Source organism: Streptosporangium vulgare (assembly GCF_042428775.1).
Lineage (GTDB): Bacteria > Actinomycetota > Actinomycetes > Streptosporangiales > Streptosporangiaceae > Streptosporangium > Streptosporangium vulgare.
Genome location: NZ_JBHMBS010000001.1, coordinates 198,838 through 214,444 on the forward strand (window position 1 = coordinate 198,838; position 15,607 = coordinate 214,444).

A 15,607-nucleotide genomic window follows, 5' to 3' on the forward strand; every position below is an offset into this window, starting at 1 on the left:
CCGCCGGGTCGCGCTGGAGGATTGATCCGCCGGGTCGCCCTGGAGGGCTGATCCGCGGTCCCCGCCCACGTACGAGCAGGGGCTATGTGCGGGCGGGGGCGCGGCGGCGGGTCTCGGGGACGATCAACGGGGTGCCGCTCTGCGGGTCCTCGATGATCTCGCAGCGCAGCTCGAAGACCTCCTCCACCAGCGCGGCCGTGATGATCGAGGCGGGGTCGCCCTCGGCGACGATCCGGCCGTCGCGCATCACGATCAGGTGGGTGGCGTAGCGGCAGGCCTGGTTCAGGTCGTGCAGCACGGCGACCATGGTCCTGCCCTGCTCGTGCAGGTCGGCGCAGAGGTCGAGCACCTCGATCTGGTGGGCGATGTCCAGGAAGGTCGTCGGCTCGTCGAGCAGCAGGATCGGGGTCTCCTGGGCCAGCGCCATGGCGAGCCAGACACGCTGGCGCTGGCCGCCGGAGAGCTCGTCCACGCAGCGGTCGGCCAGATCGGTCACGTCGGTCGACTCCATGGCCGCCGCCACCGCGACCTCGTCCTCGCGGGACCACTGCCGCATCAGCCGCTGGTGCGGGTAGCGGCCCCGGCCCACCAGGTCGGCGACCGTGATGCCGTCGGGAACGATCGAGCTCTGCGGCAGCAGGCCCAGCCTGCGCGCCACCTCCTTGGACGGCAGCGAGGTGATCACGGCCCCGTCCAGGTGGACCGCCCCGGCGCGGGGTTTGAGCATGCGGGCCAGGGCGCGCAACATGGTGGACTTGCCGCACGCGTTGGGGCCGATGATCACGGTGAACGATCCGTCGGGGATCGTGACGTCCAGGTCACTGGCCACCACGCGCTTGTCGTAGGAGAGCGTCAGCCCGGTGCCGTACAGTCTCAACGTCGTTCCCTCCGGAGTAGAAACACCAGGTACGTACCGCCGATCGCGGCGGTCATGATTCCCACCGGCAGCTGCACCGGCGCGAAGACACGCTGGGCGGCCAGGTCGGCGCCCACCAGTAGTGTGGCGCCCGTCAGAGCCGAGGTGACCAGCGTGACGCCGGGGGAGCGGCTGATCCGGCGGGCCAGCTGGGGAGCGGCCATCGCCACGAAGACCACGGGTCCGGCGGCGGCGGTGGCGACTCCGCACAGCAGTACGCCGACGGCGATGGCCGTCGCGCGCACCGGCTCGACGCGGATGCCCGCGGCCTTGGCCGCGTCGTCGCCCATCTCCATCATCCGCAGCGGGCGCGACAGCCAGGCGCAGACGGGCAGGAGCACGGCGAGCGCGTACGCGACCGGGATCGCGTGCTCCCAGCCGCGCCCGCTGAGGCTGCCGGTGATCCACGCCCCGGCGGTGGCGGCGTCGTTGATGTTGGCGCGGGTCAGCATGTACCAGTCGGCGGAGACCAGCAGCGCGCTGATCCCGATGCCGACCAGGATCAGCCGGTAGCCCTGCACCCCGCGCCGGAAGGCCAGGGCGTACACCACCAGCGCGGAGACGACGCACCCGGCGAGCGAGGCTCCCGCGATCTGCCAGGCGGTGCCGCCCAGCACGACGGCGGCGATGCCCCCGGTGGAGGCCCCCGCGGTGAAGCCGATGAAGTCGGGGCTGCCGAGCGGGTTGCGGGTGAGGCTCTGGAAGATGGCCCCGCTCAGCCCGAACGCTGCGCCGACCAGCAGGCCGGTCACGACACGCGGTGCCCGCAGGCGGCCCACGATGAGCTCGGCGGCCGGAGGCCCCTGGCCGAACAGCGCGGCCACGATGTCGGGGATGGGAACGGTGAACTCGCCGACGGACAGGGCGACGAGGCTGACGACCACTCCCAGGGCGGCGACGGCGGTCCCGGCGGCGAGGCCGCGCGGCGAGAGCCGCAGCGACCAGGAACGCAGGCGCAGCGCGGCGGGAAGGGCCTTCGAGGCGGGCGTCCGCCCCGAGGGGGCCGCGCCGTGAGTCTCCGGGACGATTGCCGGTGGTGAGATGAGTTTCATGAGAGGTCCGCGCGGTGAGCCTTCGAGACGGTCGTCGGTGGTGGGGTGGTTTTCGTGAGGGGTGCGCGCGGCGAGACTCTGAGGCGGGTGTCCGCGGATGGGGAGGATTTCATAGGGCGGCGAGCCTCCGGCGGCGGGCGAGCAGGACGAACACCGGGGCGCCGACGGCGGCGCACATGATGCCCACCTGCACCTCGGCGGGGGCGGCGACCACCCGGCCGAGGACGTCCGAGCCGAGCAGTACCACGGGGGCGAGCACGACGGTGTAGGGCAGGACCCAGCGCTGGTCGGGCCCCGTGAAGGCGCGCACCGCGTGCGGCACGGCCAGCCCCACGAACCACAGGGGCCCGGCGGCGGCGGTGGCGGCCCCGCACAGCAGGGTGACGGCGATCGCGGTCAGCCCGCGCGTACGGGCCACGCTCACGCCGAGCGCGCGTCCCGCCTCGTCGCCGAGCGCGAGGGCGTTGAGCGGCTTGGCGAGCAGCAGCCCGAGCACCAGCCCGGCCGCGAGGAACGGGGCGAGCCGCACCGCGACGTCGCCGCTGATCCCGGCCAGCGAGCCGGTGAGCCAGAACCGCATCCGGTCGAAGGTCGCGCTGTCGGTCCGCAGGATCGCCGAGGCGGCGGCGTTGAAGACCATGCCCAGCGCGACACCGGCGAGCGTGAGCCGCACCGGCCCGCCGCCCGACCGCCCGGCGGAACCCAGCGCGTAGGCCAGCGCGGCGGCGGCGGCCGCACCGGCGAACGCGAACCAGACGTAGAGGGAGGGGTCGCCCACCCCGAGCAGCCCGATCGCGACCGTCACCCCGAACATGGCGCCCTGGTTGACGCCCAGCAGCCCGGGGTCGGCGAGCGGGTTGCGGGTGAGGCTCTGCATCAGCGCGCCGGCCAGTCCGAGCGCCGCGCCCACGCCGATGCCGATCAGGGTCCTCGGTACGCGCAGGTCCCTGATGACCGTGTGGTCCGCGGACCCGTCGGGCGCGAGCAGCGCGTCCAGCACCGTGGACAGCGGGACCGAGCGGGAGCCCACCGCGACGCTGACCGTCGCCAGCAGCACCAGCACCGCCAGCCCGGCGAGCAGCCCGGCCGCCAGCGCCACCGAGCGCCGTCCGGTCCCTCCCGCTCGCTCCGGACGTGTCGCGTCCGGTTTCGCGGCCGTTTCCGGCGCGGACGCGGCCGTGGCCACAGCGGCCCTGCTCACCGGGTACCCCTCTTCGTCGACAATGGTTAGGTAAGGCTAATCTAATGCAAGAGTCAATTTAGGTAAGCCTATCCATTGGAGTCGGAAATGTCCCTACCTGTCCTGCCCCGGCGGGGATTCATGGCCGCGGGCCTCGGCCTCGTGTTCGCTTTGGCAGCGTGCGGCGGCGGTACGGAGACGCCCGCGGCGACGGGCGGTTCCCCGGCCGCGGCCTCCCCGGCGGGTCCGTGGACGTTCACCGACGACCGTGGAAAGAAGATCGACACGCCCACACGCCCGGCCCGGGTCGTCGCCCAGGTCGGCGCCGCCGCGGCGCTCTGGGACTTCGGGGTCCGCCCCGTCGCCGTCTTCGGGCCGCACAAGCTCAAGGACGGCACGAAGGATCCCCAGGTCGGCGACGTCGACATCACCAAGGTCGAGTCCATCGGCAACGTGTGGGACGAGTTCAACGTCGAGAAGTACATCTCGCTCCAGCCGGACCTGCTGATCAGCGGCATGTACGCCAAGGACGCCCTCTGGTACGTGCCGCAGAAGTCCGCCGCCACCATCGAGCAGGTCGCGCCCACGCTCGGCGTGAGCCTGCTCGACGTGTCGGTGCCCCAGCTCATCAAGCGGTACGGGCAGGTCGCCACGGCCCTCGGCGCCGACCTCGACGCCCCCGAGGTGGCCGAGGCCAAGGCCAGGTTCGACGCCGCCTCCGCCGCGCTCCCCACCCCCGAGGCCAAGGGCCTGAAGGTCCTGGTCCTGGCGAGCGGGCCGGAGTCCATCTGGGTGGCCAACCCCGACGACCACGCGGACCTGCGCTACTTCAAGGAACTCGGCCTGGACCTGGTCGTGCCGGAGAAGGTCGACGACGGTGGCTTCTGGCAGACCCTGAGCTGGGAGAACGCCGACACCTACGACGCGGACGTGATCCTGGTGGACGCACGCACCCAGTCGATGCGGCCCGAGGAGATGAAGAAGAAGCCGACCTTCGCGGCGCTGCCCGCGGTCAAGGCGGGACAGGTCTACCAGTGGCACGCCGAGGAGCGCTACAGCTACCAGGGCTACGCCGACGTGCTGGAGCAGCTCAACACCGACCTCGCCAAGGCGAAGAAGCTCTAGCCGGATCGCCACCGCCCCCAGACGGCGTACGGCACCAGCAGGCCAGGCCGGACGCGCAGGCCAGGTCGGACGGCGTACGGCACACGCAGGCAGGTCGGGCGGCGGACTGCGTACGGCCAGGCCGACGGAGGAGGACGAAGGACGCCGGGCCGGGCCGGTGGTGCGGCCCGGGTCAGGCGTAGGTGCCGCGGACCTCGACGATGTCGGCCAGCGGGAACTCCAGGTAGTCGCCCGCCTCCTCGCACCACGCGTCGAGCACGCCGCTGCGCAGCTCGCCGTGGCTGATGGTGGCGGTCAGGCCGTCGGTCAGCGTGATCGCCGCCCGTACGCCGCGGTCGACGACGAAGCCGAGCAGCGACTGCTGGGCGGTCGGCAGGCGAGAGGCCATCCGGCCGATGACCGCCCACGTCCTGCCGACGGACTGGGAGGCCTCGCCCTCGGCGACGAGCAGGCGCTGGGCGTGCTCGTGCGGGTCGGGGGGCGGCTCCACCAGCGGGTAGGGAGGCTGCTCGAACTCGGCGACCCGGCCCCCGGGAAGCAGGATCAGCCGCCCGTTCTGCGGCTCCTCGACGCGGGCCCTGCGGATGGTGATCTCACCGGTGTCCTCGATCGGCACCGGCGCGTAGCCGTTCTCCCGCAGCGCCGCGAGGGTCTTGTCGGCGGGCACCGAGCTGGCCAGCACGGTCGGGGCGAGCAGCCGCAGGCCCAGCCTGCCCAGCCGCCGGTGCCCGGCGATCTCGGCCAGCAGCGCCGGGTCGGAGGCCTGCACGATGCAGGCGACCGTGGTCACCGTGACCTCGCCGTGCCGTCTGGCCACGTCGTGTATCAGGTAGTCGAGGGGCTGCGGCACCGTGCCCACCTCGGCGAGGTCCGCCAGCAGGCCCTCGGCGGTGTATCCGGAGTCCATGGCCCGGCGCACGCTGGCCGGGGTGAACCGCCACACCGAGGCCGCGCCCCGCGACTCGCGTTCGGCGGCCCGGTCGAGCAGCTCGGCGAGCTCTCCGGCGGGCGGGCCGGTCACCACGGCGGTGAGGTCGGCGCCGAAGAGCGCGCTGCGCCGCACGCTGGCCAGCGCCCTGGTGGAGCACTCGACCAGCACGGGGTCGTTCTCCACGATGGGCGAGGAGTCGTCGATCTCGTCACCGGGGAAGGCGTCCAGCCCGGCCATCGCCCGGCCGAGGTCGGTGATCGTGTCGAGGGCGACGAGCCCGAGCATGCGGGCCTCCTCCAGTACGGCGGGGGCGCACTCGGCCAGCAGCGACTGGTCCAGCAGCGGGGCGTGCCAGTGCGCGGACCTGACCAGCCCCGTCCGGTCGGTGCACGCCGTGCTGGCGGGCAGCCGGGCCAGCACGCCGAGCAGCGCCCGCCGGGCGCGGGCGACCATGGCTCCGGCCGGGTCGTCGCCGAGCACCGTGCCGTACTTGCCGTCGACCTTCCGCAGCGACGAGCGCTCCATCCGCCACCACGCCGACAGCAGCACCCTCAGCCTGGCGGCGGCGTCGTCGAGCCGCCAGCGGTCGAACTTCTCGGTGGGCACCAGCCCGCCGGCCGACTCGTCCCAGGCCAGCAGCCGGGCCACCGCGCAGACCTCCAGCAGCAGCCGGGTCTCGTCCTCGTCGCAGCCGGTGTCCCTGGCCACCCGCCGGACCTCGCGCACCCCGACCCCGCCCGCCTTGAGCAGCGGCAGCGGGAACTTCGCGGTGTTCTCCAGCATGGCGGCGCAGCGCTCCACCACGTGCGGGGCGGCCAGCGTCATCAGGTGGTCGACGGCCTCGGGGTCGACGGGGATGGTGGCGAGGTCGGGCGGGACCGGGGTGAAGGGAGGGTGGTAGTCGGGGCCGCGCAGCGCGAGCGCCACCTCGCGGGGCATCTCGGCCACGTTCCAGCTGGGACGGAAGAGCAGCCCGTGGTCGGCCGCCCACTTCTCGGGGGCGCCGGGCACCACGAACCTGCCGCCGTCCACGTCGCGGACCGGGCCGTCCCAGGCGAACTCGTCCAGCAGCCGCCTCGCGCCCTCCGGGGCCCTCTCCAGCAGCGCGGTCACCCGCGCGGGATCGGAGAGGATCTCGGTGACCCTGGTGACCGTGCGCCGCTTGGGACCGTGCGGAAGGCCGAGGGTCCTGGCCAGCCCGCGCAGCGCGTCGGCGCTGACCGTCCAGGAGTTCAGGTAGTGGGGGAGCGGCTCGCCGAGCCCGCAGGGCGCCGCCCACCACCGGGCGACCCCCTCGGCCACCCGGACGCGGCCCTCGCCGTCCGGCCACGCCAGCGCGTGGTCGAACAGCAGGTCGAGCCAGGGCGACACCTCGGTCTCGGGCACGCCCATGAACCGGGCGACCGTCTCCGGCCCGGCCTGCTCGCCGAGGGCGAGTGCGGCCTGCGCCACCTCGAGAGAGGGCAGCGGCAACCCGCGCATGACCTCCATCACCGCGAACCCGTTGCCCAGCCGCTGCGCCAGGGTGTCCAGGCGGCGCGGCCACGGTGGGGCGATGGCGTCCAGCCGGTTGGCCAGAACTCGGGCGAGCCGTTCTTCGTCGAGGGTTTTCAACCAGCCGAGCAGGTGATCGTCCATCTCGCAGCTCTCTCAGGAATCTCGCGCGGGGACTCTCCGTGAGCCATAAACATCCACGGTAATGCAGAGGGCATCTCTGACGGCATCCACCGCGCAGAATGCGATCGTTATAAAGCTCTCCGTCCGGTTCTGATCGGTCCCGGGGCCGCGAGGCGGGAGGGATGGCGGCCCCGGGACCGACCGGCGCCTCGGAAAGGGGAAGGGGCGGCGCCGTCCGGGAGGGTTCGGTAGAGGTCCTGGGAAAGCGGAGAGGGTCGTGGGACCCGAGAGGGCGGGGCGTGGGCCCCGAGGGGGCGGGCGGGCCGGAGGGCGTCCGGAAGGGGACTACGGGTGGTCGAGGGGGGCCGGGTTCTCGGGGAGGCCCGTCCTGAGGACGGCCCACACGATCTTGCCGTACGGGGCGAGTGGCGCCCAGCCCCAGCGGAGGCTCAGCGACTCGACGATGTGCAGCCCGAGACCGCCGATGTCGAGGGGAGAGGGGTCGCGGAGCGCGGGGAATCCGGCTCCCGGGTCGTTGAGCGTGCAGGCGACCAGTCTGCCGCGCCGGAGCAGGGAGAGCCGGATCGGCTCCCTGGCCCGGGACTCGGCCAGCCTCAGACCGTGCCTGAAGGCGTTGGTCGCGAGTTCCGAGACCACCAGCTCCATGTTCTCGCTCAGCTCGCCGAGGTTCCATCCGGTGAGGGTGCCCGTCGCGAAGCTGCGGGCGGAGTGGACGGACTCGGCGTGGGGCGGGAGCACGAAGGTGGCGCTGGCCATGGCTGCCGGGGCTCCGGGAAGGAGATCACGGGCGGAATCGGGCCACCAGCCGGCGGGGGGCCACCAGTCGAGCGCCGTCCATGACGTTGACGCTCGGGGGGGCGCGGTTTGGGCGGACTGCACAGCCGTCATCATGCTGCAAACTCCCGTGCAGGTGCAAGAGCGAATGCACGTGCATAAGGTCTGTGCAACCGCTACCGTTACCCCTGATTGGGTGATTACGGACGAAAGGGGATCTTGGTCGTGGCCAAGGATTCTTAGGTCACGAAGTGACAGACTGTCGATCAGGAAAGCGAGCGAGGAGCACCACGTGTCCATGGATCCGCCCGGTACCGGTTCCACTGTTCGGCGAATCATGCTCGGAGCGAGCCTGCGCCGGCTGCGTGAGGAGAAGGGACTCGCCCGTGAGGCCGCGGGATTTCACATCCGCGCCTCCGAGTCCAAGATCAGCCGCATGGAACTCGGTCGTGTCGGTTTCAAGACACGTGACGTGGAAGACCTGCTCACCCTGTACGGCGTGCTCGACGACGCAGAACGGCGCGGCCTGCTGGAGATGGTCCGCGAGGCGAACACCCCGGGCTGGTGGCACAAGTACGGCGACCTGTTGCCGCACTGGTTCACCACCTACGTGGGGCTGGAGGAGGCGACGAACATGATCCGCACCTACGAGGTGCAGTTCATTCCCGGCCTGCTGCAGACGTCCGCCTACGCGCACACCGTGATCCGGCTGGGCTACCCGGACGTGCCGGAGGCGGAGATCGAGCGTCGTGTGCATATGCGCATGCAGCGGCAGGATCGCCTGACGAAGAAGGACGGCCCCCGGTTGTGGGCGGTTATCGACGAGGCGGCCCTGAGGCGTCCCATCGGAGGCAAGGAGATCATGCGCGAACAGATCCAGCACCTGCTGGAAGTGTCCTCGCTTCCCAACATCACCCTTCAGGTGATGCCCTTCCGATTCGGCATGCACGCGGCCGAGGGTGGTGCGTTCAGCATCTTGCGGTTTCCCGAGTCCGATCTGTCGGACGTCGTCTATGTCGAGCAGCTCTGGGGTGCCCTCTACCTGGACAAGCGTGAGGATATCGATCCATATCTCACGGCCATGGAGCAGTTGTGCGTGGAAAGCACCACGCCCGGGGGCACCGCCGAGATCCTCGGCGACCTTCTCAGAGAGATGTAAATGAAGCAGACCTACAACGGTATGCCCGCCACTGACCTTGCCGGGGCCAGCTGGCGCAAGAGCCGCTACAGCAACTCGACGGGTAACTGCGTCGAACTGGCCGAACTGTCGGATGGCAGCATCGCGGTCCGTAACTCGCGTTTCCCCGAGGGACCCGCCCTGATCTACACGCGGGACGAGATCCGCGCCCTGGTGCTCGGGGTGAAGGATGGGGAGTTCGACGGTTTAACGGTGTAACACCGTTTTTACATCAGGGCCGCCAGGTTAACCGTGGCGCGCTTGTGACGTAACCGGGGGAGTGGATCGGCACGGAAGAGTTTGAGATCACAGTGATTGGGGGCTCAAACCGTGCTCGACCAGATGACCTTGTATCCGGTTGCCGACGACGTGTTGTTCGCGCCAGGCGGGCGCGTCGTGATCCGCACTTACGGCGTCGCCTCGGCGGCGACCGGGGAGGGTACGCCCACTCCGGTGTCCTACCGCACATGGGTCACCGGAGTGCGCGACCAGCCGCGTTACTGGCGTTGGGGTCACTTCGAGGACGCCTGCCACGGTCATCGCAAGGTCCTCGAATGGCTCACCGGCCGGGGCCCCCAGCCCGCCGAACTCGCCGCCTGAACGAGATCTCCCCGCCGTACGGCATGACGTCGTACGGCGTGCGGTCGTCCGGTGTGACGCCGTACGGCGTGATCGCGCCCGGACGGGCGCGAGGGCAGGGAGGTTCCTTCCGGGCCCGGGGTGAAAGTCTCTCCTCGCGACGCCTTCCATCGCCCCGGTCCTTCCCCCGGCCTCCCCGTTCCCTGCCCTTACGGGACTTACGGGAATTGCGGGAGGAGACGGGTCAGACAGGGGCGTTCCAGGCGAGGACCACCCGCTCGCCGTGCTCGAAGCCGAGCCGGGAGTAGGTCCCGGTGTCCAGGCGGAAGAGACGCCCGTCCCGCGGGGGCAGCCCGAGCCAGCGAGCGCACAGCACCCGCAGGTAGTGCCCGTGGGCGACCACGACCACGTCGCCCTCCACCTCCCCGGCGCGGGCGATCACCCGGTCGGCGCGGGCGCCGACCTGCTCCGCGCTCTCACCGGGATGGCCGGAGTCGCCGGGGACGACACCGTCGCGCCACAGGTACCAGCCGGGGTGGCTCTCGCGGATCGTGGCGGTGGTGACGCCCTCGTAGCCGCCGTAGTCCCACTCCCACAGGTCGGGCTCGGTCTCGGGGTTCTCGATCCCGGCCAGCCGGGCGGTGTCCCTCGCGCGCCTGGCCGGGCTCACCAGGGCCAGGCCGAACGTCCGGCCCGCGATCAGCGGGGCCAGCGCCCGCGCCTGGTCCTCGCCCTTGGCGGTCAGCGGCAGGTCGGTGAGCCCGGTGTGCCGGCCGTCCCTGCTCCACTCGGTCTCGCCGTGCCGCAGCAGAGTCATCTGGTTCATGGTGGTGTCCATCATGCCGGTACGGATGGCTCGGCGGTGGCCCGGCGGTGGCGTACCGGTGACGCACCGGCGGCTGGGCACGGAACACCGTCCGGGGCACGCGATCACGGTGGGAGAGCGTGCGAAACTGGATCGGTGACGTTATCTGTGGGTCTGGTCGGCGCCGGTCCGTGGGCCGAGATGGTGCACGCGCCGATGCTGGCGGCTGGTCCGAACACACGTCTGGCGGGCGTGTGGGCTCGTCGTCCCGAGGCGGCGGCCAGGTTCGGCGCCCCGGTCTTCGAGCGGATCGAGGAGCTCTTCGACAACTGTGAGGCGGTCGCGTTCTCGGTGCCGCCCGCGGTCCAGGCCGAGCTGGGAGTGCGCGCCGCCAAGGCGGGCAAGGCGCTGCTGCTGGAGAAACCGCTCGCCGCCGACCTGGACGGAGCCCGGCGGCTGGCCGAGGCGGTCGCCGAGGCGGGCGTGGCCTCGCAGATGGTCCTCACCTGGCGTTACTCGCCCGCCACCCGTGCCTTCCTGGCCAGGGTGTCGGCCATCGAGCCGTTCGGCGGGAGGGCGGCCAACATCTCCGGGGCGATGCTCGGCGGCGCCTTCGCCACCTCCTGGCGGCTGGAGCGCGGCGCGATCCTCGACGTCGGCCCGCACATGATCGACATGCTGGACGTGGCGCTCGGCAGGGTCGTCGGCGTCCGGGCGCACGGCAACCCGCTGGGCTGGGTCGGCCTGCTGCTCGAACACGAGACCGGCGCGGTCAGCGAGGCGTCGCTGTGCATGAGCGTGCCGGGCGAGAACCCGCCCTCCGACGTCGAGATCTACGGACGTCTCGGCCGGGAGTCCCTGGACGGCACCCGCCTGGGCTCCGACGTCTTCTCCCTCATGCTCGCCGAGTTCGCGTCGACCGTACGGCGCGGCGGTGGCCACCCGCTGGACGCCGCGCACGGCCTGCGCCTGCAGGAGATCATCGCCGCCGCCGAGGAACAGCTCGGCTGAGGAGCGGCGCACCTGAGGAGCGGCTCCGCCGGGAGGTCAACGGGGCCGGGTGAGGGGCGCGCAGGAGACGCGTTCCGGCCGGGTGAGCGGTTCGCGCCGGGTGCGGCTCGTCGCGGAGGCGGCTCCGGGCGGGACGGTTCGCCGGAGAGCGCGGGCGGGGCCCTGACACCGGGATCCGGGGATCCGGGGACGCGGGAACCCGGGGACCGGGGGCCGCCTGACGCCGGGGACCCTGGGGGATGTCCGAGAGGGATTGATACCGTTCGTCTGACGCGCGATGTGAGCGAAGTCCGGTGTGAGCCCGGCGCTGTCCCGCAACTGTCATGGCCCTCAGGGGTCGAGCCAGGTCGCCTCCGCCGCGTCGACGCCGACCCTCGTGGAAAAGGGTGACCCGTCTCTCCTGGGTCTCTCGGTTCCGGCAACTGAAAGGACCTCGTGTGAGGCCCGTACGCAGCGCCCCCGCCGCCCTAGCCGGTGCCCTGCTCGCCGCGCTGACCCTCGCCGGATGCGGCCAGAGCGCCCCCGACCCGACCTCCGCCGCCTCCGCGAGCGTGGCGGCCACCCCCTCGGCGGCGGGATTCCCCGTCACCGTCGAGGCGGGCAACGGCCCCGTGGCCGTCGCGAAACGGCCGGAGCGGATCGTCTCGCTGTCGCCCACCGCCACCGAGAGCCTGTTCGCGATCGGTGCCGGACCGCAGGTCGTGGCGGTGGACGACCAGTCCACCCATCCCGCCGAGGCGCCGAAGAGCGACCTGTCCGGCTTCAAGCCGAACGTGGAGGCGATCATCGCCAGGAAGCCCGACCTGGTCGTGGTCGCCAACGACGCCGACAGCGTCGTGGCCGCGCTGGGCAAGGTCGGCGTCCCCGTGCTGCTGGAGCCCGCCGCCACCAAGCTCGACGAGGCCTACGACCAGATCACCGACCTCGGCGCCGCCACCGGCAACGGCGACAGGGCCGCCGAGCTCGTCGCCGGGATGAGGAAGCAGCTCGACGAGCTCGCCGCCGCCGCGCCGAAGGACGCGAAGCTCACCTACTATCACGAGCTGGACACCACCCCCTATTCGGCCACCTCCACCACCTTCATCGGACAGGTCTACGGGCTGTTCGGCCTGACCAACATCGCCGACGAGGCTCCCGACGCGGCCGGAGGCTATCCCAAGCTCTCCGCCGAGTTCGTCGCCAAGGCCGACCCCGACCTCGTCTTCCTGGCCGACACCAAGTGCTGTGACCAGTCCAGGGACACCCTCGCCAAGCGTCCCGGCTGGTCCAAGCTCTCCGCCGTGAAGAACGACCAGGTCGTCCTCCTCGACGACGACGTCGCCTCCCGCTGGGGGCCGCGCGTCGTCGACCTCGCCAGGCAGGTGGGCGACGCCGTCCAGAAGGTCGCGGCGAGCTGATCGGCGCCACGAAGAAGAAACGAGAAATGCCTCCCCCCCGCCCCGAAGGACGAGGTATCCGTCCCGGGGACGCGGTGAGTCCCGGCGACGCGGCCTCGGACCCGTCACCCCCCGGCCCCGGGACCGGCACGGCTACCGGCCTCGGCTCTGGCACGAAGACCGATACCGGCCCAGGTACGGACACCGACCCCGACACCGACACCGGTACGGACACTGTCACCGGCCCAGGCACCGACACCGGCACCGGCACCGAACCCGGTATCGGCCCGGACCCCGGCGTGGCGGGCTGGGAGGCCGGTGCCCGGGGAGGGCAGACGGCCCGGCTGAGCCCGTTGGTGACGCTCTCGGCCGTGGGCGTGCTCCTGGCGAGCATGCTCGCCGGGCTGCTGGTCGGCGCGGCGGGCATCGCGCCGCGCGGCGTGATGCTCCAGCTGCTCGACTGGCTGCCGTTCGTCTCGGCGGACTCGGGACTGGCCCCGGTCGAGCTGGGCCTGCTGACCGAGCTGCGGCTGCCCCGGGTCCTGCTCGCCGCGATCGTCGGCGGTCTGCTGGCCATCGCGGGAGCCGGCTACCAGGGCGTGTTCCGCAACCCGCTCGCGGACCCCTACCTGCTGGGAGCCGCCGCGGGCGCCGGTCTGACGACCACGGCGGCGATCGTCTTCACCGGTGGCGACGTCGAGGCGATCGGCATCCCGGCCGCGGCCTTCGTCGGGGCCGTCGGCGGCGTGCTGCTCGCCTACGCGCTGGGCAGCGCGGCGGGCCGGGGCGGCGGCACCGCCACGCTGGTCCTCGCGGGCGTCGCGGTCACGTCCTTCCTCACCGCGATCCAGACGTTCCTGCAGCAGCTCAGGGTGGAGGAGCTCCAGCGCATCTACGCCTGGATCCTCGGCGACGTCGGCGGCGGCTGGGGCCAGGTCACGCTCGTCGCCCCGTACGCCGCCGTCTCGGTGGCGGTCATGCTGCTGCACGGCAGGCTCCTCGACGTGCTCTCGGTCGGCGACGACGAGGCGGTCACCCTCGGCCTGAACGCCGCCCGCGTCCGCCTCGTCGTACTGCTCGCCGCCTCCCTGGCCACGGCGGCGGCCGTCGCGGTCAGCGGGCTGATCGGCTTCGTCGGCATCGTCGTGCCGCACGCGGTCCGCCGCCTGGCCGGGGCGTCGTACCGGATCGTGCTGCCGCTCTCGCTGGTCGGCGGGGCCGCCTTCCTGGTCCTCGCCGACCTCATCGCCAGGACCGTGCTCGCCCCCGCCGAGCTGCCCATCGGGGTGGTGACCGCCTTCGTCGGCGCGCCGTTCTTCGTGGCCGTGCTGCGCGTGACCCGCAGGGTGGAGACGTGAGGCCGCGCAGTGGGGACGTGTGCGGCGGGGTGAGGCCATCGGCCCGCCCGTACGGTGAGCGCGCGACGGTGACCCGCGCGCCGCGCGCGGGGGAGAAGCGGAGGGGAGAGCGGTGAGCCACCTCGTGGTGCGGGACCTGTCGGTCGTGCTGGACCGGCGCGCGGTGCTGTCCGGCGTCGGTCTCGACGTACGGGACGGCGACTGGCTCGCCGTCATCGGCGCCAACGGCGCGGGCAAGTCCACGCTGCTGCGCGCCCTGGCGGGAGTGCTGCCCTTCGGGGGCGAGGTGCTCGTCGACGACGTGCCGCTCAGGCGGCTCAAGCCCAGGGAGCGGGCCAGGCTGCTGGCCTGCGCCCCGCAGTCCCCGGCGCTCCCGGTCGACATGACCGTGTTCGACTACGCCCTGCTCGGCCGCACCCCGTACATCCCCTATCTGGGCCGCGAGAGCCGTCACGACCGCGAGGTGACCGCCTCGGTGCTGGAACGGCTGGACCTGTCCCCCCTCGCGGCCCGTCCGCTCGCCCGCCTGTCCGGGGGCGAGCGCCAGCGCGTCGTGCTCGCCAGGGCGCTGGCCCAGCAGGCGCCGGTGCTCCTGCTCGACGAGCCCACCACGGCCCTCGACCTGGGACACCAGCAGCAGGTGCTGGAACTCGTGGACCGGCTCCGGCTGGCCGACGGGCTCACCGTCGTCACGACCCTGCACGACCTGAGCCTCGCGGGTCAGTACGCCGACTCGATGATGCTGCTCTCGGGCGGCAGGGTGGCCGCCTCCGGCAGCCCGGCCGAGGTGCTGACCGGGGAGCTGATCGGCGAGCACTTCGACGCCCGCGTCCGCGTCGCGGCCGGTCCCGGCGGCAGGCCCGAGGTCCACCTGGAGCGTCCTTGAACGGGACCGTGACTCGGCTGGGGTGTCCTTGAGCGGGACCATGACGCGGCGGAGGCGTTCGTGAGCGGGTTCGAGGTCCGTGCGGACGTCCCCGGACGGGCCCGGGGTTCACACGGGGCCGCGCTGAGACTGAGCCACCGCGACGAGGACGGCGCCCGGCTCGCCTCGCTGCTGTGGGAGTTCGGGCCCGGCTGGCGGGCGATCTCCTCGGCCATGGTCGGCGGCGGCATCGGCCCGGCCGCCTGGATGCTCAACGCGCAGGTGGTCGCCGGATACTCGCGGATGGACCCGGTGGACCACCTCCTGGAGCTGGCCCCGCCGGGACCCGGGGTCGGCATGCTCACCGCGGCCTCGGTCGACCACTTCACCCGGGCCCGCGACGGGGGAGCGGAGGCCGTGGCGACCGTCGGCCTGCGCGTCCCCACCTGGGCAGCCGCCCCGGAGGGCGCCGCCGACCCCGAGCTGGCCCCCATGTACCTGCCGGGAACGGTCAACATCGCGGTCGCCGTACCGGTCGCCATGAGCGACGCCGCCCTGGTCAACGCGGTCATGACGGTGACCGAGGCGAAGACCCAGGCGCTGCTGGAGGCCGGTTTCCCCTGCACCGGCACCGCCTCCGACGCCGTCTGCGTGGCCGCCCCCGACCGTGCTTCCGGCGTTTCCGGCGCCCCCGAGGAACTCTTCGGCGGCCCCCGCTCCACCTGGGGCGCCCGCATCGCCCGCGCCGTCCACACCGCCGTCCTCCAGGGCGCCCACCGATGGGCGAACCGTGACGAGCCGAGCACCTGATCTCCCCGCC

The 15,607-nt window shown here is 72.4% G+C and carries 15 protein-coding genes; 9 read left to right on the plus strand and 6 right to left on the minus strand.

What is annotated here, in order from left to right; all coding sequences use genetic code 11:
- Positions 1–82: 82 nt before the first annotated feature.
- From ACFFRH_RS00865 to ACFFRH_RS00875, 3 genes are all read right to left on the minus strand, one after another.
- Positions 83–877 (minus strand): ABC transporter ATP-binding protein, encoded by a 795-nt coding sequence (locus ACFFRH_RS00865; RefSeq protein WP_386153253.1) that lies wholly within the window; start codon positions 875–877, stop codon positions 83–85.
- Complete coding sequence (locus ACFFRH_RS00870) at positions 874–1,968, minus strand: FecCD family ABC transporter permease (RefSeq protein ID WP_344748147.1); 1,095 nt, start codon at positions 1,966–1,968, stop codon at positions 874–876. The genes ACFFRH_RS00865 and ACFFRH_RS00870 overlap by 4 nt, the downstream gene beginning before the upstream one ends.
- A gap of 109 nt (positions 1,969–2,077) precedes the next feature.
- On the minus strand, positions 2,078–3,169 hold the full coding sequence (locus ACFFRH_RS00875; protein ID WP_344748148.1) for a FecCD family ABC transporter permease: 1,092 nt from the start codon (positions 3,167–3,169) through the stop codon (positions 2,078–2,080).
- A gap of 87 nt (positions 3,170–3,256) precedes the next feature.
- Between ACFFRH_RS00875 and ACFFRH_RS00880 the strand changes: the two genes are divergently transcribed.
- Positions 3,257–4,273 carry an ABC transporter substrate-binding protein gene (locus ACFFRH_RS00880; protein ID WP_344748149.1) on the plus strand — a complete coding sequence of 339 codons (1,017 nt, stop codon included), beginning with the start codon at positions 3,257–3,259 and terminating at the stop codon, positions 4,271–4,273.
- 172 nt (positions 4,274–4,445) lie between these two features.
- Here the strand turns inward: ACFFRH_RS00880 and ACFFRH_RS00885 are convergent, their stop codons facing one another.
- The gene (locus tag ACFFRH_RS00885; RefSeq protein WP_386153257.1) at positions 4,446–6,842 is read right to left on the minus strand and encodes a helicase-associated domain-containing protein; all 2,397 of its coding nucleotides are present in this window, start codon (positions 6,840–6,842) and stop codon (positions 4,446–4,448) included.
- A 324-nt stretch (positions 6,843–7,166) separates the two neighbouring features.
- Positions 7,167–7,598, minus strand: a complete 432-nt coding sequence (locus ACFFRH_RS00890; protein ID WP_344748151.1) for an ATP-binding protein — start codon at positions 7,596–7,598, stop codon at positions 7,167–7,169.
- Positions 7,599–7,914: 316 nt separating this feature from the next.
- Between ACFFRH_RS00890 and ACFFRH_RS00895 the strand changes: the two genes are divergently transcribed.
- The 3 genes from ACFFRH_RS00895 to ACFFRH_RS00905 all read left to right on the plus strand — a co-directional run bounded on the left by ACFFRH_RS00895 (position 7,915) and on the right by ACFFRH_RS00905 (position 9,393).
- Positions 7,915–8,775, plus strand: a complete 861-nt coding sequence (locus ACFFRH_RS00895; protein ID WP_344749147.1) for a Sco1979 family transcriptional regulator — start codon at positions 7,915–7,917, stop codon at positions 8,773–8,775.
- Complete coding sequence (locus ACFFRH_RS00900; protein WP_344749145.1) at positions 8,776–9,012, plus strand: DUF397 domain-containing protein; 237 nt, start codon at positions 8,776–8,778, stop codon at positions 9,010–9,012.
- Positions 9,013–9,135: 123 nt separating this feature from the next.
- Positions 9,136–9,393: a hypothetical protein gene (locus ACFFRH_RS00905; protein ID WP_386153262.1), complete on the plus strand. Its 258-nt coding sequence runs from the start codon at positions 9,136–9,138 to the stop codon at positions 9,391–9,393.
- Between the two features lie 223 nt (positions 9,394–9,616).
- Here the strand turns inward: ACFFRH_RS00905 and ACFFRH_RS00910 are convergent, their stop codons facing one another.
- Positions 9,617–10,198, minus strand: a complete 582-nt coding sequence (locus ACFFRH_RS00910; RefSeq protein ID WP_344749143.1) for a histidine phosphatase family protein — start codon at positions 10,196–10,198, stop codon at positions 9,617–9,619.
- A gap of 135 nt (positions 10,199–10,333) precedes the next feature.
- Between ACFFRH_RS00910 and ACFFRH_RS00915 the strand changes: the two genes are divergently transcribed.
- From ACFFRH_RS00915 to ACFFRH_RS00935, 5 genes are all read left to right on the plus strand, one after another.
- The gene (locus tag ACFFRH_RS00915) at positions 10,334–11,188 is read left to right on the plus strand and encodes a Gfo/Idh/MocA family protein (RefSeq protein ID WP_344749142.1); all 855 of its coding nucleotides are present in this window, start codon (positions 10,334–10,336) and stop codon (positions 11,186–11,188) included.
- Positions 11,189–11,625: 437 nt separating this feature from the next.
- The gene (locus ACFFRH_RS00920) at positions 11,626–12,585 is read left to right on the plus strand and encodes an ABC transporter substrate-binding protein (RefSeq protein ID WP_344749141.1); all 960 of its coding nucleotides are present in this window, start codon (positions 11,626–11,628) and stop codon (positions 12,583–12,585) included.
- A 323-nt stretch (positions 12,586–12,908) separates the two neighbouring features.
- On the plus strand, positions 12,909–13,922 hold the full coding sequence (locus ACFFRH_RS00925; protein WP_344749146.1) for a FecCD family ABC transporter permease: 1,014 nt from the start codon (positions 12,909–12,911) through the stop codon (positions 13,920–13,922).
- Between the two features lie 112 nt (positions 13,923–14,034).
- Entirely contained in the window at positions 14,035–14,808 is a 774-nt protein-coding gene (locus ACFFRH_RS00930) for an ABC transporter ATP-binding protein (protein ID WP_344749140.1), read from the plus strand.
- 123 nt (positions 14,809–14,931) lie between these two features.
- On the plus strand, positions 14,932–15,597 hold the full coding sequence (locus ACFFRH_RS00935; RefSeq protein WP_386154228.1) for an adenosylcobinamide amidohydrolase: 666 nt from the start codon (positions 14,932–14,934) through the stop codon (positions 15,595–15,597).
- Positions 15,598–15,607: the final 10 nt, after the last annotated feature.

Bases quoted from the DNA above. Each gene is read 5' to 3' on its own strand.
- ACFFRH_RS00885 (WP_386153257.1), bottom strand. From the start codon at position 6,842: ATGGACGATCACCTGCTCGGCTGGTTGAAAACCCTCGACGAAGAACGG.
- ACFFRH_RS00890 (WP_344748151.1), bottom strand. From the start codon at position 7,598: ATGGCCAGCGCCACCTTCGTGCTCCCGCCCCACGCCGAGTCCGTCCAC.
- ACFFRH_RS00870 (WP_344748147.1), bottom strand. From the start codon at position 1,968: ATGAAACTCATCTCACCACCGGCAATCGTCCCGGAGACTCACGGCGCG.
- ACFFRH_RS00900 (WP_344749145.1), top strand. From the start codon at position 8,776: ATGAAGCAGACCTACAACGGTATGCCCGCCACTGACCTTGCCGGGGCC.
- ACFFRH_RS00880 (WP_344748149.1), top strand. From the start codon at position 3,257: ATGTCCCTACCTGTCCTGCCCCGGCGGGGATTCATGGCCGCGGGCCTC.
- ACFFRH_RS00905 (WP_386153262.1), top strand. From the start codon at position 9,136: ATGACCTTGTATCCGGTTGCCGACGACGTGTTGTTCGCGCCAGGCGGG.
- ACFFRH_RS00895 (WP_344749147.1), top strand. From the start codon at position 7,915: ATGGATCCGCCCGGTACCGGTTCCACTGTTCGGCGAATCATGCTCGGA.
- ACFFRH_RS00910 (WP_344749143.1), bottom strand. From the start codon at position 10,198: ATGAACCAGATGACTCTGCTGCGGCACGGCGAGACCGAGTGGAGCAGG.